18 protein-coding genes are annotated in these 18,131 nt (G+C 34.9%); 11 read left to right on the top strand and 7 right to left on the bottom strand.

What is annotated here, in order from left to right; all coding sequences use genetic code 11:
* Nucleotides 1-58 precede the first annotated feature (58 nt).
* The 3 genes from rpmI to ACT9TX_RS06640 all read left to right on the top strand — a co-directional run bounded on the left by rpmI (nucleotide 59) and on the right by ACT9TX_RS06640 (nucleotide 1,142).
* Complete coding sequence (gene rpmI, locus ACT9TX_RS06630) at nucleotides 59-256, top strand: 50S ribosomal protein L35 (protein WP_481337463.1); 198 nt, start codon at nucleotides 59-61, stop codon at nucleotides 254-256.
* A 92-nt stretch (nucleotides 257-348) separates the two neighbouring features.
* Nucleotides 349-693: a 50S ribosomal protein L20 gene (gene rplT, locus ACT9TX_RS06635; RefSeq protein ID WP_379014940.1), complete on the top strand. Its 345-nt coding sequence runs from the start codon at nucleotides 349-351 to the stop codon at nucleotides 691-693.
* A gap of 143 nt (nucleotides 694-836) precedes the next feature.
* A complete protein-coding gene (locus tag ACT9TX_RS06640; RefSeq protein ID WP_481337464.1) occupies nucleotides 837-1,142 on the top strand; it encodes a YtxH domain-containing protein in 306 nt (101 codons plus the stop codon).
* A gap of 80 nt (nucleotides 1,143-1,222) precedes the next feature.
* On the opposite strand, the gene ACT9TX_RS06645 is transcribed toward ACT9TX_RS06640, so the two are convergent.
* Nucleotides 1,223-2,413 (bottom strand): pyridoxal phosphate-dependent aminotransferase, encoded by a 1,191-nt coding sequence (locus ACT9TX_RS06645; RefSeq protein ID WP_481337465.1) that lies wholly within the window; start codon nucleotides 2,411-2,413, stop codon nucleotides 1,223-1,225.
* A gap of 182 nt (nucleotides 2,414-2,595) precedes the next feature.
* Between ACT9TX_RS06645 and ACT9TX_RS06650 the strand changes: the two genes are divergently transcribed.
* Entirely contained in the window at nucleotides 2,596-3,267 is a 672-nt protein-coding gene (locus ACT9TX_RS06650; RefSeq protein WP_481337466.1) for a protein-L-isoaspartate(D-aspartate) O-methyltransferase, read from the top strand.
* A gap of 112 nt (nucleotides 3,268-3,379) precedes the next feature.
* Nucleotides 3,380-3,763, top strand: coding sequence for a hypothetical protein (locus tag ACT9TX_RS06655; protein WP_481337467.1), 384 nt, complete (start codon nucleotides 3,380-3,382; stop codon nucleotides 3,761-3,763).
* A gap of 7 nt (nucleotides 3,764-3,770) precedes the next feature.
* Here the strand turns inward: ACT9TX_RS06655 and ACT9TX_RS06660 are convergent, their stop codons facing one another.
* A complete protein-coding gene (locus tag ACT9TX_RS06660; protein ID WP_481337468.1) occupies nucleotides 3,771-5,048 on the bottom strand; it encodes an NAD(P)/FAD-dependent oxidoreductase in 1,278 nt (425 codons plus the stop codon).
* Nucleotides 5,049-5,194: 146 nt separating this feature from the next.
* On the opposite strand from ACT9TX_RS06660, the gene ACT9TX_RS06665 reads away from it, so the two are divergent.
* Complete coding sequence (locus ACT9TX_RS06665; protein WP_481337469.1) at nucleotides 5,195-6,451, top strand: aspartate kinase; 1,257 nt, start codon at nucleotides 5,195-5,197, stop codon at nucleotides 6,449-6,451.
* 4 nt (nucleotides 6,452-6,455) lie between these two features.
* On the opposite strand, the gene ACT9TX_RS06670 is transcribed toward ACT9TX_RS06665, so the two are convergent.
* Complete coding sequence (locus tag ACT9TX_RS06670; protein ID WP_481337470.1) at nucleotides 6,456-7,205, bottom strand: L,D-transpeptidase family protein; 750 nt, start codon at nucleotides 7,203-7,205, stop codon at nucleotides 6,456-6,458.
* A 260-nt stretch (nucleotides 7,206-7,465) separates the two neighbouring features.
* Here ACT9TX_RS06670 and ACT9TX_RS06675 point away from each other — a divergent pair, with 260 nt between their 5' ends.
* Together ACT9TX_RS06675 and ACT9TX_RS06680 are read left to right on the top strand one after the other, a co-directional pair.
* Nucleotides 7,466-9,637, top strand: coding sequence for an outer membrane beta-barrel protein (locus ACT9TX_RS06675; protein ID WP_481337471.1), 2,172 nt, complete (start codon nucleotides 7,466-7,468; stop codon nucleotides 9,635-9,637).
* 24 nt (nucleotides 9,638-9,661) lie between these two features.
* Nucleotides 9,662-10,165: a hypothetical protein gene (locus tag ACT9TX_RS06680; RefSeq protein WP_481337473.1), complete on the top strand. Its 504-nt coding sequence runs from the start codon at nucleotides 9,662-9,664 to the stop codon at nucleotides 10,163-10,165.
* Here ACT9TX_RS06680 and ACT9TX_RS06685 read toward each other — a convergent pair.
* Both ACT9TX_RS06685 and trxB read right to left on the bottom strand, forming a co-directional pair.
* Nucleotides 10,162-10,908 carry an energy transducer TonB gene (locus tag ACT9TX_RS06685; protein WP_481337474.1) on the bottom strand — a complete coding sequence of 249 codons (747 nt, stop codon included), beginning with the start codon at nucleotides 10,906-10,908 and terminating at the stop codon, nucleotides 10,162-10,164. The two genes, ACT9TX_RS06680 and ACT9TX_RS06685, sit on opposite strands and share 4 nt — an antisense overlap.
* Before the next feature lie 137 nt (nucleotides 10,909-11,045).
* Entirely contained in the window at nucleotides 11,046-11,996 is a 951-nt protein-coding gene (gene trxB / locus ACT9TX_RS06690) for a thioredoxin-disulfide reductase (protein WP_481337475.1), read from the bottom strand.
* A 252-nt stretch (nucleotides 11,997-12,248) separates the two neighbouring features.
* Here trxB and ACT9TX_RS06695 point away from each other — a divergent pair, with 252 nt between their 5' ends.
* Nucleotides 12,249-14,066 (top strand): hypothetical protein, encoded by a 1,818-nt coding sequence (locus ACT9TX_RS06695; RefSeq protein ID WP_481337477.1) that lies wholly within the window; start codon nucleotides 12,249-12,251, stop codon nucleotides 14,064-14,066.
* An 80-nt stretch (nucleotides 14,067-14,146) separates the two neighbouring features.
* Entirely contained in the window at nucleotides 14,147-14,659 is a 513-nt protein-coding gene (locus tag ACT9TX_RS06700; RefSeq protein ID WP_481337478.1) for a DUF2911 domain-containing protein, read from the top strand.
* 75 nt (nucleotides 14,660-14,734) lie between these two features.
* Here ACT9TX_RS06700 and ACT9TX_RS06705 read toward each other — a convergent pair whose 3' ends face one another.
* On the bottom strand, nucleotides 14,735-15,436 hold the full coding sequence (locus tag ACT9TX_RS06705; protein WP_481337479.1) for a cell division ATP-binding protein FtsE: 702 nt from the start codon (nucleotides 15,434-15,436) through the stop codon (nucleotides 14,735-14,737).
* 69 nt (nucleotides 15,437-15,505) lie between these two features.
* Nucleotides 15,506-16,675 carry an AIR synthase related protein gene (locus ACT9TX_RS06710; RefSeq protein WP_481337480.1) on the bottom strand — a complete coding sequence of 390 codons (1,170 nt, stop codon included), beginning with the start codon at nucleotides 16,673-16,675 and terminating at the stop codon, nucleotides 15,506-15,508.
* Between the two features lie 203 nt (nucleotides 16,676-16,878).
* On the opposite strand from ACT9TX_RS06710, the gene ACT9TX_RS06715 reads away from it, so the two are divergent.
* On the top strand, nucleotides 16,879-17,823 hold the full coding sequence (locus ACT9TX_RS06715; protein ID WP_481337481.1) for a bifunctional riboflavin kinase/FAD synthetase: 945 nt from the start codon (nucleotides 16,879-16,881) through the stop codon (nucleotides 17,821-17,823).
* Nucleotides 17,824-18,131 lie beyond the last annotated feature (308 nt).

Consider the following 18,131-nt stretch of genomic DNA (forward strand, 5'->3'; position numbering starts at 1 on the left):
AACAAGTGCTCGTCTGTTCGAGACGCCAGTAGGGTGTAATCTTAACAAAGATTATTTTATGCCAAAAATAAAAACAAACTCAAGTGCTAAGAAACGTTTTAAAGTAACGGGCACAGGCGAAATCACTTTTCAAAAGGCTTTCAAACGCCACATTTTAACCAAAAAATCTACCAAACGCAAACGTGACCTTAGCAAAAAAGGTATGGTTGGGCCAGCTAACAAAGATTTTGTTATGCGTTTATTAGCTTTAAAATAAGCATCCAAGAAACAAGTTTCGAGGAACAAGTTTCAAAAGCAAAAAATCATTTTAAAAATCTGTTAGCTCATCTAACAACAAACTTATAAAATATGCCACGTTCAGTAAATGCAGTAGCATCAAGGGCAAGAAGAAAAAGAATTCTTGAACAAGCCAAAGGTTATTATGGTAAACGTAAAAACGTATATACCGTTGCCAAAAACATCGTTGAAAAAGGTTTAACTTACAGCTATGTTGGTAGAAAATTAAAGAAAAGAGAATACCGTCAATTATGGATTGCACGTATTAATGCAGGTGTAAGAGAAGAAGGTATGACTTATAGCCAATTTATTAATAAACTAAGCGTTAAAGGTATTGACCTTAACCGTAAAGTTTTAGCTGATTTAGCTATGAACAACCCTGAAAGCTTTAAAGCTTTGGTTGCTTCAGTAAAATAGTTTTTAAAGTAATATATTAAAAAATCCCTCGAACTCGTCCGGGGGATTTTTATTTGTAGCAATTGTTAATATTAATGTGGTAAAGCATTGTTGGCAGGGTTATTGGCTTATGATAGATATTGTTTAACTTAAAACATAGTATCATGAGCTTACAAAAAATAATTGTTGCCGCTACTGCAGGTTTAGTAGCTGGTGCTGTAATTGGCGTATTAACTGCACCTGCATCTGGTAAAGAAACTAGACAAAACATTGCCAATAGTGCAGAAGATTTAAAGAAAAAACTTAAGAAACTAAGAGGTCAAGCAGTAGATGAACTTGATGAACTGAAGCATTTATTTGAAACAGAAGTTGATGGCTTGCAAGAAGATGTGAAAGAACGCGTATTAGCATTAATAAATAAAGCTAAAGTGAGCAAGAATAACTTTGTATCAGAAATTACTGCCAACTAAAAAGGGTAGTGGTACAAAAGAAAAAATCCGTTCTAAACTGAGTGTTAGAACGGATTTTTTATGAATTAAACGTATTGATTTTAGTTCAATTTAGCTAAAGCTTCTGCAATTCTTGCCCAAGCTTTCTCAATATTTGCCATGCTATTTGCGAAGCTAAAACGTACACAATTTGGTTCACCAAAAGCATCACCCATAACGCTAGACACATGAGCCGTATTTAACAAATACATACTGAAATCAGCAGCATTTTTAATTACTTCTGTGCCATTAGATTTACCATAATATGAACTAACATCTGGGAAAATATAGAAAGCGCCTTCTGGTGCAAAACATTTAAAACCAGGAATTTTACTCACTAGTTCTAAAGTTGTCGTTCTTCTGCGGGTAAATTCTTCAGTCATTTCAAAAGTTGGCTTTAGATCGGTTGTTAAAGCAACCACACCAGCTTTTTGTGTAATAGAACAAGTACCGCTTGTAAATTGACCTTGTAATTTCTCACAAGCTTTAGCAATAGTAGTATTAGCAGCAATGTACCCAAGTCTCCAACCTGTCATTGCAAAGCCTTTACTTAAACCATTAATTAATACAATACGATCTTTTAAATCTTCGAACTGCGCAATACTTTCGTGCTGACCACCAAAGTTGATGTACTCATAAATTTCATCTGATAAGATGATGATTTGCGGATATTTTCTAAAAACTTCTGCTAATGCTGCCAATTCTGCTTTGCTGTAAACAGCACCAGAAGGGTTACATGGTGAAGAGAACATGAATACTTTAGTTTTTGGTGTAATAGCTGCTTCTAACTGCGCAGGTGTTACTTTAAAACCAGTTTCTAAACCGCAATGAATTTCTACCACTTTACCACGAGCAATTTTAACTAGCTCACTGTAAGTAACCCAATAAGGTGTAGGAATTACCACTTCATCATTTTCATCAACTAAAGCTAAAATTGCATTTGCTAAACTTTGTTTAGCACCAGTTGAAGTAACAATATTTTCAGGTTTATAGTCAAGATTATTATCACGCTTAAGCTTTGTACAAACAGCTTCTCTTAAATCTAAATAACCAGATACAGGTGTGTAGTGGCTAAAGTTGTCGTTAATAGCTTTAATAGCCGCATCTTTAATGTGCTGAGGCGTATCAAAGTCTGGTTCACCAAGGCTAAGGTCTATCACATCAATGCCTTGAGCTCTTAATTCACGGCCTAGTTTGGCCATTTTCAGCGTTTCTGGTTCTGCGAAACGGTCTAACAAAGAAGATAATTGCATGATTAAGTTTTAATGATTTGCGGTTACAAAAATAAAGGTATTGTTAACAGAAATTGAATGAATACTACGAGTTATTTGAAGTTTTTCAACGTTGTGGGTAATTTAATGGATAAATTTTTCTGTTCACAATCAATTAATAGCCTTATTTCTATTTTTCAAAGCAATTACCTTCGCTATAGCTTATGACGAACAAGAGGAATTATATAGACACGTATCAGCACAAAGGCATGCGCAAGCAGCTAGTAGATTTATTAAAAACAAAGGGTATTACTGATGAAGCAGTTTTAAATGCCATTAATACCATACCAAGGCATTATTTTTTAGACAGCGCATTCGATAAAATTGCCTATGAGGATAGGGCTTTTCCTATAGATGCAGACCAAACTATTTCGCAACCTTACACGGTTGCTTATCAAACACAATTGTTAGAGGTAAAACGGAACGAGAAAATATTAGAGATAGGCACTGGAAGTATCTATCAATCAACAGTTTTGGCTGAAATGGGCGCAAGAGTTTTTACCATTGAAAGACAAAAAAAATTGTATGATAACCAAAAGCATTATTTCTTTAAAAGCAAATATCTCAACATCAAGTTTTTTTACGGTGATGGCTTTGAAGGATTGCCAACATTTGCACCGTTTGATAAAATTATTATTACCGCAGCGGCGCCATTTATACCACCAAAACTTGTAGAACAACTAAAAGTTGGTGGCTATATGGTAATTCCTGTAGATGACAATGAGAATGGATTTCAGCGTATGCTACGCATTACCAAACAAGCAGATGGCAGTTTGCTAGAAGAGGCGTTTGAAAACTTTTCGTTTGTGCCAATGTTGGGTGGAAAGAATAGATAGGATGTCGTCTTATTTTAACCTAGACACTGTTTAACATAATATAAATTATAGGCTAAAATCGAGTTGATAAATCTCACTAGTTTTCTGTTTATTTGAGATGAAATATTATACCATGAAAACGCTTTTCATAGCTTTAGCGCTTCTATTTGCCAATACTACAATTGCGCAATTGGAATCTTTAAAAGACAAGGAACTTAAATCAATTTTGATACTTAAAAACGATGAAGTTGTAAAATCTGAAAACGGTCATGAAGCATATTTTATTTACAGGGATCATTTATTCGCATTTTACTTAAATGACATGATCTATTATTACAACTCTAAAAATTCAACAACAACTAGTTTGTATTTTGATATTGATAAAAAAATGCCCAATAATGATAAAAAACCTAGTGTATTAATGCTCTCGTGGCGAAAACTAGATAAGAATATCTACCTTTTTTACAATAAAGAATACCAAATCTATATGGTTCTTCGAAATAAACTTGATGTATAAAATGCCCTTACTCAGCTGGTTTATCGCTTCTAAACAAACCCTTGTACAACAATCTTAAACTTTGATCTCTTGTAAAATATTTGTACACCCAGTTAATAAATATTTGCAACCTATTTTTTACGCCAAGAATTAGCATTAAGTGCAAGCTCATCCAAACTAGCCATGCAAAAAATCCGCTGAAATGAATTTTAGGATTTGGAATATCTACCACAGCTAAATGTCTGCCCACAGTTGCCATACTGCCTTTATCATCATATTCAAATTCGTTTAAGAAATGGCTGTTGCCAGTAACCATGCGTTCAATATTGGTGGCCAAATTTTTTGCTTGATTAATAGCCACATTAGCTACTTGTGGATGACCTTTAGGATATTTTGGTGTTTCCATGAATGCAACATCACCTAAAACATAAATATTTTCAAAGCCTTGCATACGGTTCGTTCTGTCAACCTTAATTCTATTTCCACGAACAATTAATTCATTATCAATGCCTTGAGGCACATTACCTCTTATTCCTGCTGCCCAAATTACAGTCTTACTTATTATTGTTCTGCCGTCTCGTAGCGTTACAATACTGCCATCAAACTTATCTAACGCCGAACCATTTTGCACAATTACACCTAATTCTTGTAAATACTGCTTAGCTTCTACCTGGCTTTTTTCGCTCATTGGCCCAAGCAATTCAGGTGAATTTTCTAGCAAATAGATTTTCATTTTGCTAAAATCTAAATCTGGATAATCTTTTGGCAAAATACCGTTGCGCATTTCTGCAATGGCACCACTTACTTCTACACCTGTAGCGCCACCACCAACTACCACAATACTCAATTGTTGCTCTAAAGCCACAGCATCTTTTATTTCAAGTGCATCTTCAAGGTTTTGAATTAATTTTTGCTTTAATTGTAGCGCTTCTACGGTGCTTTTCATTGGAAAAGCTAATTTTTTCAAATTATCGTTGCCAAAAAAATTGGTGTCTGCACCAGTTGCTAAAACCAAAATATCGTAGTGCAAAATGCCAATATCGGTGGTAATTGTATTGTCTTTTGCGTTAACAGTTTGTAACTCTGCTAGCCTAATAGATACATTTTTACTATTATGAAATACTTTTCGCAATGGAAATGAAATATTGCTAGCATCTAAACCTGCAGTTGCTACTTGATAAAATAGCGGTTGAAATTGGTGATAATTATTTTTATCAAGTAATAATATTTCAATGCCTTCTTTATTGTTTAGTCTTCTGGCAAGTTGCAATCCTGCAAAACCTGCACCTACTATAATTACTTTCATCTGTTGTTAATTTTAAGTATCATAAAATTTGACGCTACAAAACTATATAAAACTTTCAATAATTACTGAAAGTTTTAAAAATAATTTTCTTCATTCTCAAATTTAACAGACTAATTAGCATATTTGCATGAATAAATGATGAACAAATGCAGGTGTATAAATTTGGTGGTGCTAGCGTAAATAGTATTGAGCGTATACAAAACATGGGCAACATTTTACAGAATAAAACTGATAATGAGCCACTTGTGGTAATTATTTCTGCCATGGGTAAAACTACCAATGCACTAGAAAAAGTAGCTGAAGTATTTTTTAATGGCGATACTGACAATGCGCTACGCCTTTTTGAAGTGATTAAACAGCAGCATTTAACTACTGCAAAATATTTGTTGGTTACACATTACAACCCTTGCTATGCATTATTAAATGATTTTTTTACTGAGATAGAATGGCTATTGCACGATAAACCAGTACGAGAATTTGATTATTATTACGATCAAATTGTTTGTATAGGCGAATTGTTGAGTACAGCTATTGTTAGCTTTTATTTAAACGAAATTGGTGTTGCCAATACATGGTTGGATGTAAGAGATATTGTGCGCACTGATAATAATTTTAGAGATGCAACAATCGATTGGGCGAAAACAAAAATCGCAGTTGAAAGCTTGGATTTTGCGACAGATAGTATCATTTTAACACAAGGTTTTATAGGTGCTACAGATGATAATGAAAGTACTACACTTGGTAGAGAAGGCAGCGATTTTACAGCAGCGATTTTTGCTAACTTATTGAATGCAAATAGTTTAACCATTTGGAAAGATGTTGCCGGCGTGATGAATGCAGATCCAAAACAATTTCCTGATGCTGAATTAATGTCAGAATTAAGCTTTGAAGAAGTAATTGAAATGGCATATTATGGTGCGCAAGTCATTCACCCAAAAACCATAAAACCGCTACAAAACAAAGGCATACCATTGCATGTAAAATGCTTTTTAAATACTGGTTTACCTGGCACATCTATTCGTCAAAAACTTGTAAAGCATTTACCGCCAATTATTGTTGTTAAAAATCAACAGGCATTAATTGAGTTGCATAGTCAAGACTTTTCATTTGTAGGTGAACAGCCGATGATTGAATTGTATAAAATATTTAGTCAATTAAAAATTAAAGCAAACTTAATTCAAACTGAAGCCATTAGCTTACAAATTTGCCTTGATGATAGGAAAGAAAAGATAGAACAATTAGCACTAGCAGCTTCTACCCTTTTTGATATTCAAGTAGTTAAGGATTTAACGTTGCTAACCATTCGTCATTACAACGAAGCTATTTTAGAGAAACTAACTGCTGGTAAACAGGTTTTGCTGTTGCAAAAAACACCAGAAACTGTACAGGTTTTGTATAGATAAGTTATTATAAAGCCACATACTCACCCTTCTTGTTTACAGCAATTAGAGGCAACTTTTTATGTAATTCAAAATAATCGTAAACCTCTTTTAACTGCTTGATAAACAATTGATAGTCTTTGTCATCATGACTAGCTTTTGCAAGATAATCTGCACTTTTAGCCACATTAAATCTTGCAGGAAAAATGTGCACAGGGATAAAATCTTCGCCTACATTTTTTGCCATTGCTGTAATTAAAAATAATTCCTCTATAGGATCGTTTTGAATAGGTATGCAACCTACGGTAATACAACTGCCGTGAATGTAGATTTCGCTACCAGGTTTTGTACTATCGCTTAACAGCAAATCAGATGCATTAGGATAATTAATACCAAGTGCAAGATGGTAACTACTATTGGGCCTAAATTCATTTACACAATAAAAGCCTTCAGGTACTTGATAATCACCTTCTATGCGTTTTGGCCCCATTGCGCCACTTAAAGCACAAACTTTGTAGGTTTTGAATAACTTATAGGGCTCTTTGTTTGTGTTTCTCACCCAAACTTCAAGCTGACTATCGTATTTAAAGCTGCGTATATATACTTGCTTGGCCGGCCATTGTAAATTGGCTTTTTCAAATTGCTTTTTAAGTGTATCTTCTTTCGTTTTCAAAGCATTTGCAACTTTTGAGTTGCTTCGCTGTGCATCAATAAATGAAGTTTGGGCAAATGTGGTTGCTATGGAAAAACAAGTGAATAAAAGCAAAAGGTATTTCATTAGCCGAAAGTAAAAGTTTCTGTTTTAAGTGAGTTTAAAGTTTTGTAAACATCTGTTAATAGTGAGTTTATCGGCAAAAAGCTTTGCACATTTCACAACTATTTTATCCTGTGAGGTCTCAAATTCTGGTTTACAAATTTTCTAACACATTGATTTTCAATAATAAATAATTTGATACTAGCTTGCTTGGTCTCAAATTATCATTTGAGGCGGTGTAGCTTTTTAAGCAACGCAAATTGCACTAACAAAACCACACCACCATGAAATTTCAAGTGCTTATCTGCATCCTATTTTCTGCCTTAAAAACAACTGCTCAAACAAATGATACCCTTAACAGTAAAAAAGTTGACAGTATTACCGTTACTTCTAAAAAGCCAAGGATTCAAGTATTGGTAGATAAAACCTTACTGAATGTAGATAATATGTTAAGCACAGCGGGGCAAAATGCGTTAGACGTATTGAAATCTGCACCAGGTGTTGTAGTTGATGGCAACGACAATATTAAAATGAATGGCTCAGCTGGCGTTACTATTTTAATTGATGGTAGAAATACCTACATGAGTGCACAAGACATTGCGAATTTGCTCAAAACCATTGAAGCCAATAATATTAAAGATTTTGAGCTGATAAGTAATCCTTCTGCCAAATACGATGCAGCTGGTAATGCAGGCATTATTAATATTAAGCTTAAAAAAAGCATTACCAATGGTGTAAATGGCAATATTTCCACTAATTACCAACAAAGTGTACATGCAAGAAAAGGCATTAATGGCAGCTTTAATGTACGCAAAAACAAGTTAAATTGGTTTAGCACAGTGAGCGTAAAAGATAACGAGCAAAATACAATTGCTAACAACGAACGTACTTCTTTACAAAAGCAATACCTACAAAAAAGCATTGAAAATGATAGATTTAGCAGTAGTTTATTACGTAGTGGCTTAGATTATACCATTAATAAAAAGAATACCATTGGTGTGCTTTGGATGGCCAATAATTACAAAAGCACCATGGATAACAATAGTCAAACTTTGGTACAGCAGCTTAATGCACCTGACACAAATATTATTACTAGAAGCTTAGCACCATTTGTAACCAAAAGAAACAACTGGAATTTTAATTATAAATACAATAGCACCAAGGGTGAAGAATTAAACTTTGATGCTGATTACACCAACTTTATTTCATCGCTTTATAATACCGTAAATAATGTTGCTTTTGCAAATACCAATGTGAAATATAATAACAATAGCAACCAAAACAATGTAGACGTAGCGATTAAAATATTATCAGCAAAACTTGATTATTCATTGAAAATCAATGATAAAATAAATATAAATGCTGGATTAAAAACCGTATTTACCAATACCAATAATGCTTTAGAAGTTTTAAACGCTAGCAATAACAATTGGCTAAAAGACACAGGCAAAACAAATACCTTTCACTATAAAGAAAATATTAACGCTGCTTATTTTAATTACAACGTTAGCTTGAAAAAACTAACCATACAAGCTGGCTTACGTGCTGAAAACACCAATATTCTAGCTACATCTACCAATTTAAAGAATGAAAAAATCACAAATCCAGATACGAGTTACACTAACTTATTTCCTACCCTATTTGTACAATATAATTTAAATAATAAGCATCAACTAGGCTTAAACTATGGTAAACGCATAGATAGACCAAGCTACCAAGATCAAAATCCGTTTATTTATGTGCTAGATGCTTTTAATAGTGAGGTTGGTAATCCTTATTTGCTACCGCAAATAAGCCACAGTGTAGAACTAAGCTATACTTACAAATACGCCACAAACGCCAAACTAAAATACACGCAAACAAGCAATTATATAGATCAAATTACTTACCAAACAGGCAGTAGCACTATTTTAACCCCACAAAATGTAGGTAATAGAAAAATGGTAACGCTAAGTTTAAGTACACCATTTCAACCTGCACCTTGGTGGAATATTTATGTATCAGCAGAACCTTATTGGCAACAGTTTAATACTAGCATTGTTGGTTATGGTATCAATAAAACTACAAATGTTAGTAGCATTGGCTTTAATGGTTACATGAGCCATTCATTTACCCTTAAAAAGCAATGGGCGGCAGAACTAAGCGGCTGGTTTAATTACCAAAATGCAACTACTATTTATGTATCAAAACCACTTGGCAGCATCAATATTGGTGTAAGCAAAACCTGCATGAAAGATAAAGCGACTATAAAAATGGGTATTACAGATATATTGAACTCGCAGCGCTGGGAACAATCTTTAAACAATTTCAACCTCAACATGCACACCTATCGCAAGTGGGAAAGCCGTAATATTTCATTGAGTTTTACCTACCGCTTTGGTAACTTTAAAATAAAAGCCGCTAGAGATAGAAGCATTGGTAATGAAGGCGAAAATGATAGAATTAAAGAAAAATAAATATTAACTCGAAAAATAAAACACATGAAAAAACAATTTTTTGCAACAGTCATTTTTACAATGCTTACAGTAATTGCCTTTGCACAAACCATCAAACCAGCAGATTTAAAAGTACTTGAAGGCAATTGGGTTGGTACGCTTACTTATTTAGATTATACGAGTGGCAAACCATTTACGATGCCTGCAAATACCACGTTTGAACAAAGCAAAAGCAATCCTAACATTTATTTACGCTCAATTGGTTATAGTACAGAACCACATGCTAATCAAAAAGATTCGATGATTATAAGTAAAGATGGAAAAATGCTAGATGAATTTACAATTGTTGGTTTCAAAAAAGCGAAAGACGGTACATTAGAAATTATTGGTGAAAAAGAGAGTATTGATGGCAATGATAATAAGCCGGCCACTATCAGACGAACATTTACAATTACAGCCACCACTTTTGTTAATAAAAAAGAAGTGCTATTTAAAGGTACAAGTATTTGGCTTGTGAGGCATACTTATAGCTTTACCAAAAGTCTTTAGTAATCTGACACCTGAAATGTAATGGGTTGCCTATATAAGAAACGTTTAACCTTATTGTTTTCAATACCAGGCGTCCATCCTACACTTAGTCGCATCACTCTCAAGGCTTCAGCACCTGTACCATAACCAGGGTCTTCAAGTATTGAAATATCAGATAAAGTGCCATCGGGTTCAACAAAAAAACCAAGTATAACAGTGTATTTACCAGCTTTAGCACCTTTATAAGTTGGTACATCTGGGTTTAAATTTTTCTGTAGAAACTTTACCCAACCTTGAGATTTCCCTGGAAATTCCGCTGCTTGATAAAAAGAATAATTGGGTATCTCATTGCCATTTTCATCCCAACCTTGCTGCTTAGTTTTTTCTTTTTTAGCAGTATCATATTCTGCATAGCCAGCTTTCTTACCATTGTTATGATAATAAGTACCATACATAGTTTTATCATTTTGATAATAAAACTCTTTAACAAGATTGCCGCTATCTGAATACTCACGGAAAAAGCCGTGATACTTTTTACAATTCTTATCTGCAAAATCTATTTCATCGACCAAACGATTGTCTGTTAATAAAAATTTTTGCCTATGCCAATGACTATCAACTTGGTATGTCTTTGCATAATACTTTGCATTTTCCTTTGATGACTTGTAATTATACCTGCTTAAGTACATCTTAATAGTATCGTTTTGTGCATTTACACTAATCGCAAAGCTGCATATTGCAATAATTAAAACTAAGACTCTCATTTTTTAAATTTCAGGTTGTAATAATAATTATAAAATGCATACAAAAAAATCTTATCGACATAGTGTATACTTATAAAACAAAAACATCCGAGCTATTCACTCTCGGATGTTTTTGTATTTTTAGTAAATATGTTATACTAAACCAAGCCTTTTGTACTCAAATATCTTTCTGCATCAAGGGCAGCCATACAACCGCTACCTGCTGCTGTTACTGCTTGGCGGTAGTTTTTATCTTGTACATCACCTGCAGCAAATACGCCTTCAAGATTTGTTTTAGATGTACCAGGTATGGTATTGATGTAACCTGTTTCATCCATATCAATAAAGCCTTTGAAAATATCGCTGTTTGGTTTATGACCAATAGCTACGAAAAAGCCGCTAACAGGTACTTCTTGTGTGGTATTGTCTAGGCGGTTTTTAATACGCACAGCTTCTACTTTATGTTCGCCTAAAACCTCATCAGTTTCGCTGTTCCAATAAATTTTAATATTTTGCGTAGCCAACACTCTATCTTGCATTACCTTACTTGCACGCATTTGTCCGCTACGTACAATCATGTGTACAGTGGTACAAAGTTTTGATAAATACATGGCTTCTTCGGCCGCAGTATCGCCAGCACCTACAATCGCTACTTCTTTACCTCTAAAGAAAAAACCATCGCACACCGCACAAGCACTTACACCAAAACCATTTAAGCGTTCTTCACTTGGCAAGCCTAGCCATTTTGCCGAAGCACCTGTTGAAATAATAATCGCATCTGCCTCAATCCATTTTTCCTCATCAATTTCTACACGGTATGGTTGCTGGCTAAAATCAACTTTTGTAGCCATGCCATAGCGAATATCAGCACCCATTCTTGCGGCTTGTTTCTCAAAATGAATCATCATTTCAGGGCCTTGTACACCATCTGCATAGCCGGGATAATTTTCTACTTCGGTAGTAATAGTTAATTGTCCACCTGGCTGAATACCTTGATACAACACTGGTTTCATATTTGCACGAGCGGCATAAATAGCTGCTGTATAGCCTGCCGGGCCGCTACCAATAATTAATACATGTACTTTTTCTATTGCCTCATTTGTTGCCATAATAACTTCTTTTAAAGAGTTGCAAAAATATTGTTTGATAGTTTCTTGTTGGTATTTAAAATCAACATTTGTGGGTAAAGACGTTTCGATTGCTGGAAAATTACAAGCTGGCATCATTTTGTGTACTATTAAATAGTTAACACAACCTATCTACTAATCAATGCGTTCAACACTTATATTTACATGCTTGTTTCTAATTCATTCTTATTTTCAATGCATTGCCAGTTTTATATAATGTTTTTGCGTAGTTGTATGCTTGGTATGTTCAGTGCATTGCTAATAAACAATGGCTATTCACAATCTACCCCAACCATTAAAGCAGATACCTTTTTTCTGGCAAAAAAGAAAGGGTTACTTGGTAAAATCGGCCGCTTAGTATCTATCGATTCACCTAATGATACTATTGGTGCTACTATCAATAACATCGATCCATTTATTATTTTCAAGGACAAAAAAATCAATCACATTAAGGTTACCAATATCACTTTTGGTGGTTCGGTGAATGATACAAGCACTGTACGCAAATCCATATTCTTAAGATTAGCAGATAATTTGCACGTTGTAACAAAAGAAAAAATCATTCGCAATAATTTGTTTTTTAAAGAAGGCGATAGATTGTTCCCAAACTTGGTGGCAGATAATGAGCGCTTTTTACGTGACCTCAGTTACATACAAGATGCTAGAATATTGGTACAACCATCAGTAACAGATAATGATGCCGTAGATATAGTAGTTGTGTATAAAGACGTATTTTCTGTAAGTGGTACTGGTAGTGGCTCACCACGTAATGCTTACTTAGAAATTAAGGAAGATAATTTCATGGGCCAAGCGCAACGCATTATTGCAAGGCAATACTACGATTTAGATAGAAGTAAAAAATATGGTATTGGATTAGAATATACCAAGCGCAACATTAAAGGCACTTTTGTTGATTTTACCATTGGCTACAGTGACATCACACCAACTTTTAATAGCGGCAGAAGAGAAGAAACCGTTTTCTATACAAGGCTGGATTTACCTCTTGTAAGTCCCTATTCTTTGTGGACGGGCTCAATAGAAAATGCCGTACATGCAACTACCAACAGATACGTGAGTGACTCATTATTTAACAGTGATTTTAACTATCGCTACAAGCAAGTAGATGCTTGGGCAGGCTATAATATCTCTGGTAAATTGGCTAATGATGAAGGTACTGTGCGTAAGGTGAAACAGTTTTTAGCAATAAGAGCTACGGAGCGAAAATTTGATGAAACACCTAGTTTGTATCACGATAGATACGTGTATCAATATGCAAATTTAACGAGCATACTGGCAGCTTATACCATTTTTAAACAAGAGTATTACCGTACCAATTTCTTGTATGGTTTTGGTAGAAATGAAGATATTCCAGAAGGTTTTAACTATTCATTAATAGCAGGCTGGGCCGATAGAAGCGATGTGTCAAGGTCGTATATTGGTATTGATTTTCAGCGTAATTACTTTACAAGCAAACAGAATTATTTTAACTATACCTTACGTGTGGGTAGTTATTTAAACAAAAAAGAATTGCAAGATGTAGGGATGGTTTTAGGTGTAGAAAGCTTTACCAAGCTAAGAAAAATAGCCAATAGCAGATGGTTTACAAGGCATTTTATCAATGCAAGCATTTCGCAGCAATACAGGCGCACATTAGATGAGCCTATACGTTTAAACAGCGAATTTGGTATTGAGCAATTTAGTAGCGATTCTGCCACACTTGCAGATACACGTTTAAGCATTGGCTGCACCTCGGTGTTTTACAATACTTGGAAATTATCAGGCTTTAGTTTTGCGCCTTTTGTGTTTACTGATTTAACCTACCTAAAGCCAATAGGCTACAAGTTTGGTAAAGGTGATATTTATAGTTCGGTTGGTGCAGGCGTAAGAAGCCGCAATGAAAACTTGATTTTTGGTACTATGGAATTAAAAGCATTTTATTATCCAAGAACTACAATCAATATGAACCCATGGAATATTACATTCTCTACAGACTTACGCTTTAAATACAATAGTCAGTATGTAAAACGACCAGATTTTGTAAACCTAAATTAATAATTACCGCACATCATAAAACACCTCTCAAGCAAACAAAAGCCACAATATATTCGTCATTCTAAAAATAAAACAAACACATGAAAAAAGTTATCGCATCTCTTCTATTTGTAAGTCTATTTGCAAGTTCATCTGTAATGGCGCAAGACAAGCCAAAACCAAGCCCTGCAATGAGTACAGAAGCTACCATCGCTAGTGGCGCAACTGTAAAAATAAACTACAGCGCACCTTCTGTAAAAGGTAGAACGATTGGTACTAACTTAGAACCAATGGCTGGTAAAGTATGGCGCACTGGCGCAAATGAAGCCACAACAATTGAATTCAGTAAAGATGTAACCATTGAGGGTAAGGCATTGCCTGCTGGCAAATACAGTTTATTTACTTTGCTAAACGGTGAAGAATGGACGATTATTTTCAACAAAACTGCCAAACAATGGGGCGCTTTTAACTACAAAGAAGCTGATGACGCTTTGCGTGTAACTGTTAAAGGTGGTAAAGGCAGCTTTACTGAACAATTTAAAATTGAAGCTAGCGCAAATGGCACTGTGATATTGTTATGGGGTGACAATAAAGTGAGTTTTACTATTAAATAAGCTATCAAAATACTTATTATACAAAACGAGCGGCCACAAAATGGTCGCTCGTCTTATTATTTCCTATACTAAATTTTAATGTTGATGATTGGCAGGTACAAATGTACCGCTGTCTAATACCTTACCACGCTCAGTTTTAAGCATTCGTGATGGGTAACGATTGATAACAATGAAATCATGTGTAGCCATAATAATAGTGGTACCATAATCTTCACCAATTTGAAACAACAACTGCATAATTTCATCACTAGTTTCAGGATCTAAATTACCGGTAGGTTCATCAGCTAAAATCAACTTTGGTGAGTTAAGCAAAGCTCTAGCAATATCTACACGTTGTTGTTCACCACCACTCATTTCAAAAGGCATTTTAAAGCCTTTGCTCTTTAAGCCTACCTTATTTAGTACATCATTTATCTTTTCTTCCATCAACCGTTCGTCTTTCCAGCCTGTGGCCTTTAGAACAAACTTTAAGTTATCGTGTACATTTCTATCAGTCAACAATTGAAAATCTTGAAACACCACACCTAAATTTCTACGCAAAAAAGGTACTTTTTTCCAATCCATTTTGCGTAAGTCAAAACCTACCACAGACGCTTCACCATCAGTCAACGTAAGGTCACCATACAATGTTTTCAGTAAGCTACTTTTGCCTGTACCAGTTTTACCCACCAAGTATACAAATTCACCTTTTTCGATAGTAAAATTTACATCTTGCAACACCAAATTTGAGCCTTGATATATATTAACGTTTTTAAGAGATATTACTGTTTCAGCCATGATTGTTCTATTGATTATTCTTTTAACGAAACTACAATATAAGAATTGTTTGCAGCGCTTACGATCTTGTTAATATTTAATCTCACCAAAGCTACCTTTTAACACCAATTCTTTTTCCTCAGCAGCTTCTACCCTACCTACAATTTGCGCTTCTATACCAAATGTTGCCGCTATTGCAATCATCGCTTGTGCTGCTTGTGGGTTTGTAAATACTTCTAAGCGATGCCCCATATTAAACACTTGATACATTTCTCTATAATCTGCACCAGAATTTTCTTGAATTAATTTAAAAATCGGTGGTACTTCAAATAGATTATCTTTTATAATTTTTAAAGGTTTTGGTAAATATTTCATGCACTTAGTTTGTCCACCACCACTGCAATGTATAATGCCAGTAATATCGTCAAAATGTTGATCTAGCAAGGCTTTTAGCAAAGGTGCGTATGTTCTTGTAGGCGACAACAATAGCTTGCCAATTTGAAATTTCAAATCACCAATCTCAAATTCATCCTCTGCTTTATTTTTACCAATATACACTACCTCATTGTTCAATTTTGGCTCAAATGTTTCAGGATATTTTTCTGCATAATATTTACTCAACACATCATGCCTAGCACTTGTTAAGCCATTACTACCAAGGCCACTATTGTATTCAGTTTCGTACACCGCTTTACCGCTACTTGCAAATCCCACAATCACATTGCCTACATCAATTTTATCGTTGGTTACCAGTTTGTTTTTTGGCCATCTTGCCGTCATTGTGCCATTTACAGCTATCGTTCTCACCACATCACCTACATCAGCCGTTTCGCCACCTAAGTAGTGAATATTTACCCCGAAATCTTTCAACTGATTAAAAAATTCTTGCGTACCATTTATTACTGCCTCTAAAACCTCACCAGGAATCACCGATTTATTTCTATCAATGGTGGATGAAAACAGCAAATTATCCACTACACCTACACACAATAAATCATCCAAATTCATCGCTACTGCATCTTGTGCAATGCCTTTCCACACACTCACATCACCAGTTTCTTTCCAGTACAAATACGCCAAAATACTCTTTGTACCAGCACCATCAGCGTGGCTAATATTCACATAATTATCGTCACCACCAAGGTAGTCAGGATACATTTTACAAAATGCATTGGCATACAAACCGACATCCAATTTCTTAATTGCTGCATGCACTTCTTCTTTTTGCGCCGAAACACCACGTTGAGAATATAAAGACATAATACCAGCCCTTAACGGCCATTTTTAAAGATGATGATTGGGTGAACTTTTATACTGCTATGTAGCTTCGTTGCGTCGCACACTGCAACGTTCTGATACTTTTATCAGCAGCCCACCATATTTCCGCCGCAAATGTAACTGTTGACAAACCTTTTTTACGCATAATTTCTACGCTTTACGCCTTGGCGGTATATTCGCACTTTATGATGCAAGTACACAGAGACCTAGCGCAGTTACCCGAATTTAAAAATGCCGTTATTACCATCGGTACGTTTGATGGTGTACACAAAGGCCATCAGCAAATTATTAATCAGTTAAAAGCCACAGCAGCAGCCGTTAATGGCGAAACTGTTATCATTACGTTTCATCCACATCCACGAAAAATAGTGGGTAGCTACGGTGGCAATGTAGCGCTGCTAAATACACTTGAAGAGAAAATTATTTTACTCAACCAAGCAGGCATCAACCATTTGGTGGTTGTACCTTTTACCGAGGCTTTTGCCAATCAATCTGCTGAAGCTTATTGCAAAGACTTTATCTATCAATATTTTAAACCAAGCAAAATCATTATTGGCTACGACCATCGCTTTGGCAAAAATCGCTCAGGTGACTACCATTTACTAGAAAAAATTGGGCAAGAACTTGGCTTTGATGTAATAGAAATTAATGCACAAATTTTAAATGAAATAACTGTTAGCAGCACAAAAGTTCGTCAAGCTTTATTAGAACATGATATTACCACAGCCAATCAATTATTAGGCTACCCTTATTTTTTTGAAGGTACAGTTGTAAAAGGCAATCAACTAGGCAGAACAATTGGTTATCCTACCGCTAATATTTCTATCGCAACAGAAGAAAAATTAATTCCTGCAAATGGTGTGTATGCAGTTACAGTCAACAGTCAACAGTCGACAGTCGACAGTTTCAAAGGAATGATGAATATCGGCATCAGACCAACAATTGATGGCAAAGTGAGGGTAATTGAAGTAAATATTTTTGATTTTAACGAAGACATTTACGACCAAACTATTCAAGTACACATTCACGCCTATATACGTGGCGAAGTAAAATTCAATGGTCTAGATGCCTTAAAAAGTCAGTTGAAGGAAGATGCAATAAAAACGAACGACTTGTTGACACAAATCTAAATTTATTGTTTTCCTTTACGGTTTATTTTCCAACCGAACCAGAATCCTACTAGCAAAACAGGGATAATTCCTACTACTGAAATTAAAAAAATAGGTTTTAATATATAGTCTGAGAATCCATTAACTTTTCCCATACCTTCTTCAAAAAAGCCTATTAAACTTGAAACAAAAGCGGTCGAAATAAGTGTTATAAAAGCATATTTTATACCTACCCAAGTGTAATCTTTTTTCTTTATAATTAACTCAAGTTGCTAGTTAATTTTCTTTAGCTGTAAAGCAAACAGGAATAATGCTATTTTCAGGAGGAA

Source organism: Parasediminibacterium sp. HNIBRBA5674 (assembly GCF_056745525.1).

Coding starts and splice junctions, on each gene's coding strand:
- rpmI (WP_481337463.1), top strand. CDS start 59: ATGCCAAAAATAAAAACAAACTCAAGTGCTAAGAAACGTTTTAAAGTA.
- rplT (WP_379014940.1), top strand. CDS start 349: ATGCCACGTTCAGTAAATGCAGTAGCATCAAGGGCAAGAAGAAAAAGA.
- ACT9TX_RS06640 (WP_481337464.1), top strand. CDS start 837: ATGAGCTTACAAAAAATAATTGTTGCCGCTACTGCAGGTTTAGTAGCT.
- ACT9TX_RS06645 (WP_481337465.1), bottom strand. CDS start 2,413: ATGCAATTATCTTCTTTGTTAGACCGTTTCGCAGAACCAGAAACGCTG.
- ACT9TX_RS06650 (WP_481337466.1), top strand. CDS start 2,596: ATGACGAACAAGAGGAATTATATAGACACGTATCAGCACAAAGGCATG.
- ACT9TX_RS06655 (WP_481337467.1), top strand. CDS start 3,380: ATGAAAACGCTTTTCATAGCTTTAGCGCTTCTATTTGCCAATACTACA.
- ACT9TX_RS06660 (WP_481337468.1), bottom strand. CDS start 5,048: ATGAAAGTAATTATAGTAGGTGCAGGTTTTGCAGGATTGCAACTTGCC.
- ACT9TX_RS06665 (WP_481337469.1), top strand. CDS start 5,195: ATGCAGGTGTATAAATTTGGTGGTGCTAGCGTAAATAGTATTGAGCGT.
- ACT9TX_RS06670 (WP_481337470.1), bottom strand. CDS start 7,205: ATGAAATACCTTTTGCTTTTATTCACTTGTTTTTCCATAGCAACCACA.
- ACT9TX_RS06675 (WP_481337471.1), top strand. CDS start 7,466: ATGAAATTTCAAGTGCTTATCTGCATCCTATTTTCTGCCTTAAAAACA.
- ACT9TX_RS06680 (WP_481337473.1), top strand. CDS start 9,662: ATGAAAAAACAATTTTTTGCAACAGTCATTTTTACAATGCTTACAGTA.
- ACT9TX_RS06685 (WP_481337474.1), bottom strand. CDS start 10,908: ATGAGAGTCTTAGTTTTAATTATTGCAATATGCAGCTTTGCGATTAGT.
- trxB (WP_481337475.1), bottom strand. CDS start 11,996: ATGGCAACAAATGAGGCAATAGAAAAAGTACATGTATTAATTATTGGT.
- ACT9TX_RS06695 (WP_481337477.1), top strand. CDS start 12,249: ATGCTTGGTATGTTCAGTGCATTGCTAATAAACAATGGCTATTCACAA.
- ACT9TX_RS06700 (WP_481337478.1), top strand. CDS start 14,147: ATGAAAAAAGTTATCGCATCTCTTCTATTTGTAAGTCTATTTGCAAGT.
- ACT9TX_RS06705 (WP_481337479.1), bottom strand. CDS start 15,436: ATGGCTGAAACAGTAATATCTCTTAAAAACGTTAATATATATCAAGGC.
- ACT9TX_RS06710 (WP_481337480.1), bottom strand. CDS start 16,675: ATGTCTTTATATTCTCAACGTGGTGTTTCGGCGCAAAAAGAAGAAGTG.
- ACT9TX_RS06715 (WP_481337481.1), top strand. CDS start 16,879: ATGATGCAAGTACACAGAGACCTAGCGCAGTTACCCGAATTTAAAAAT.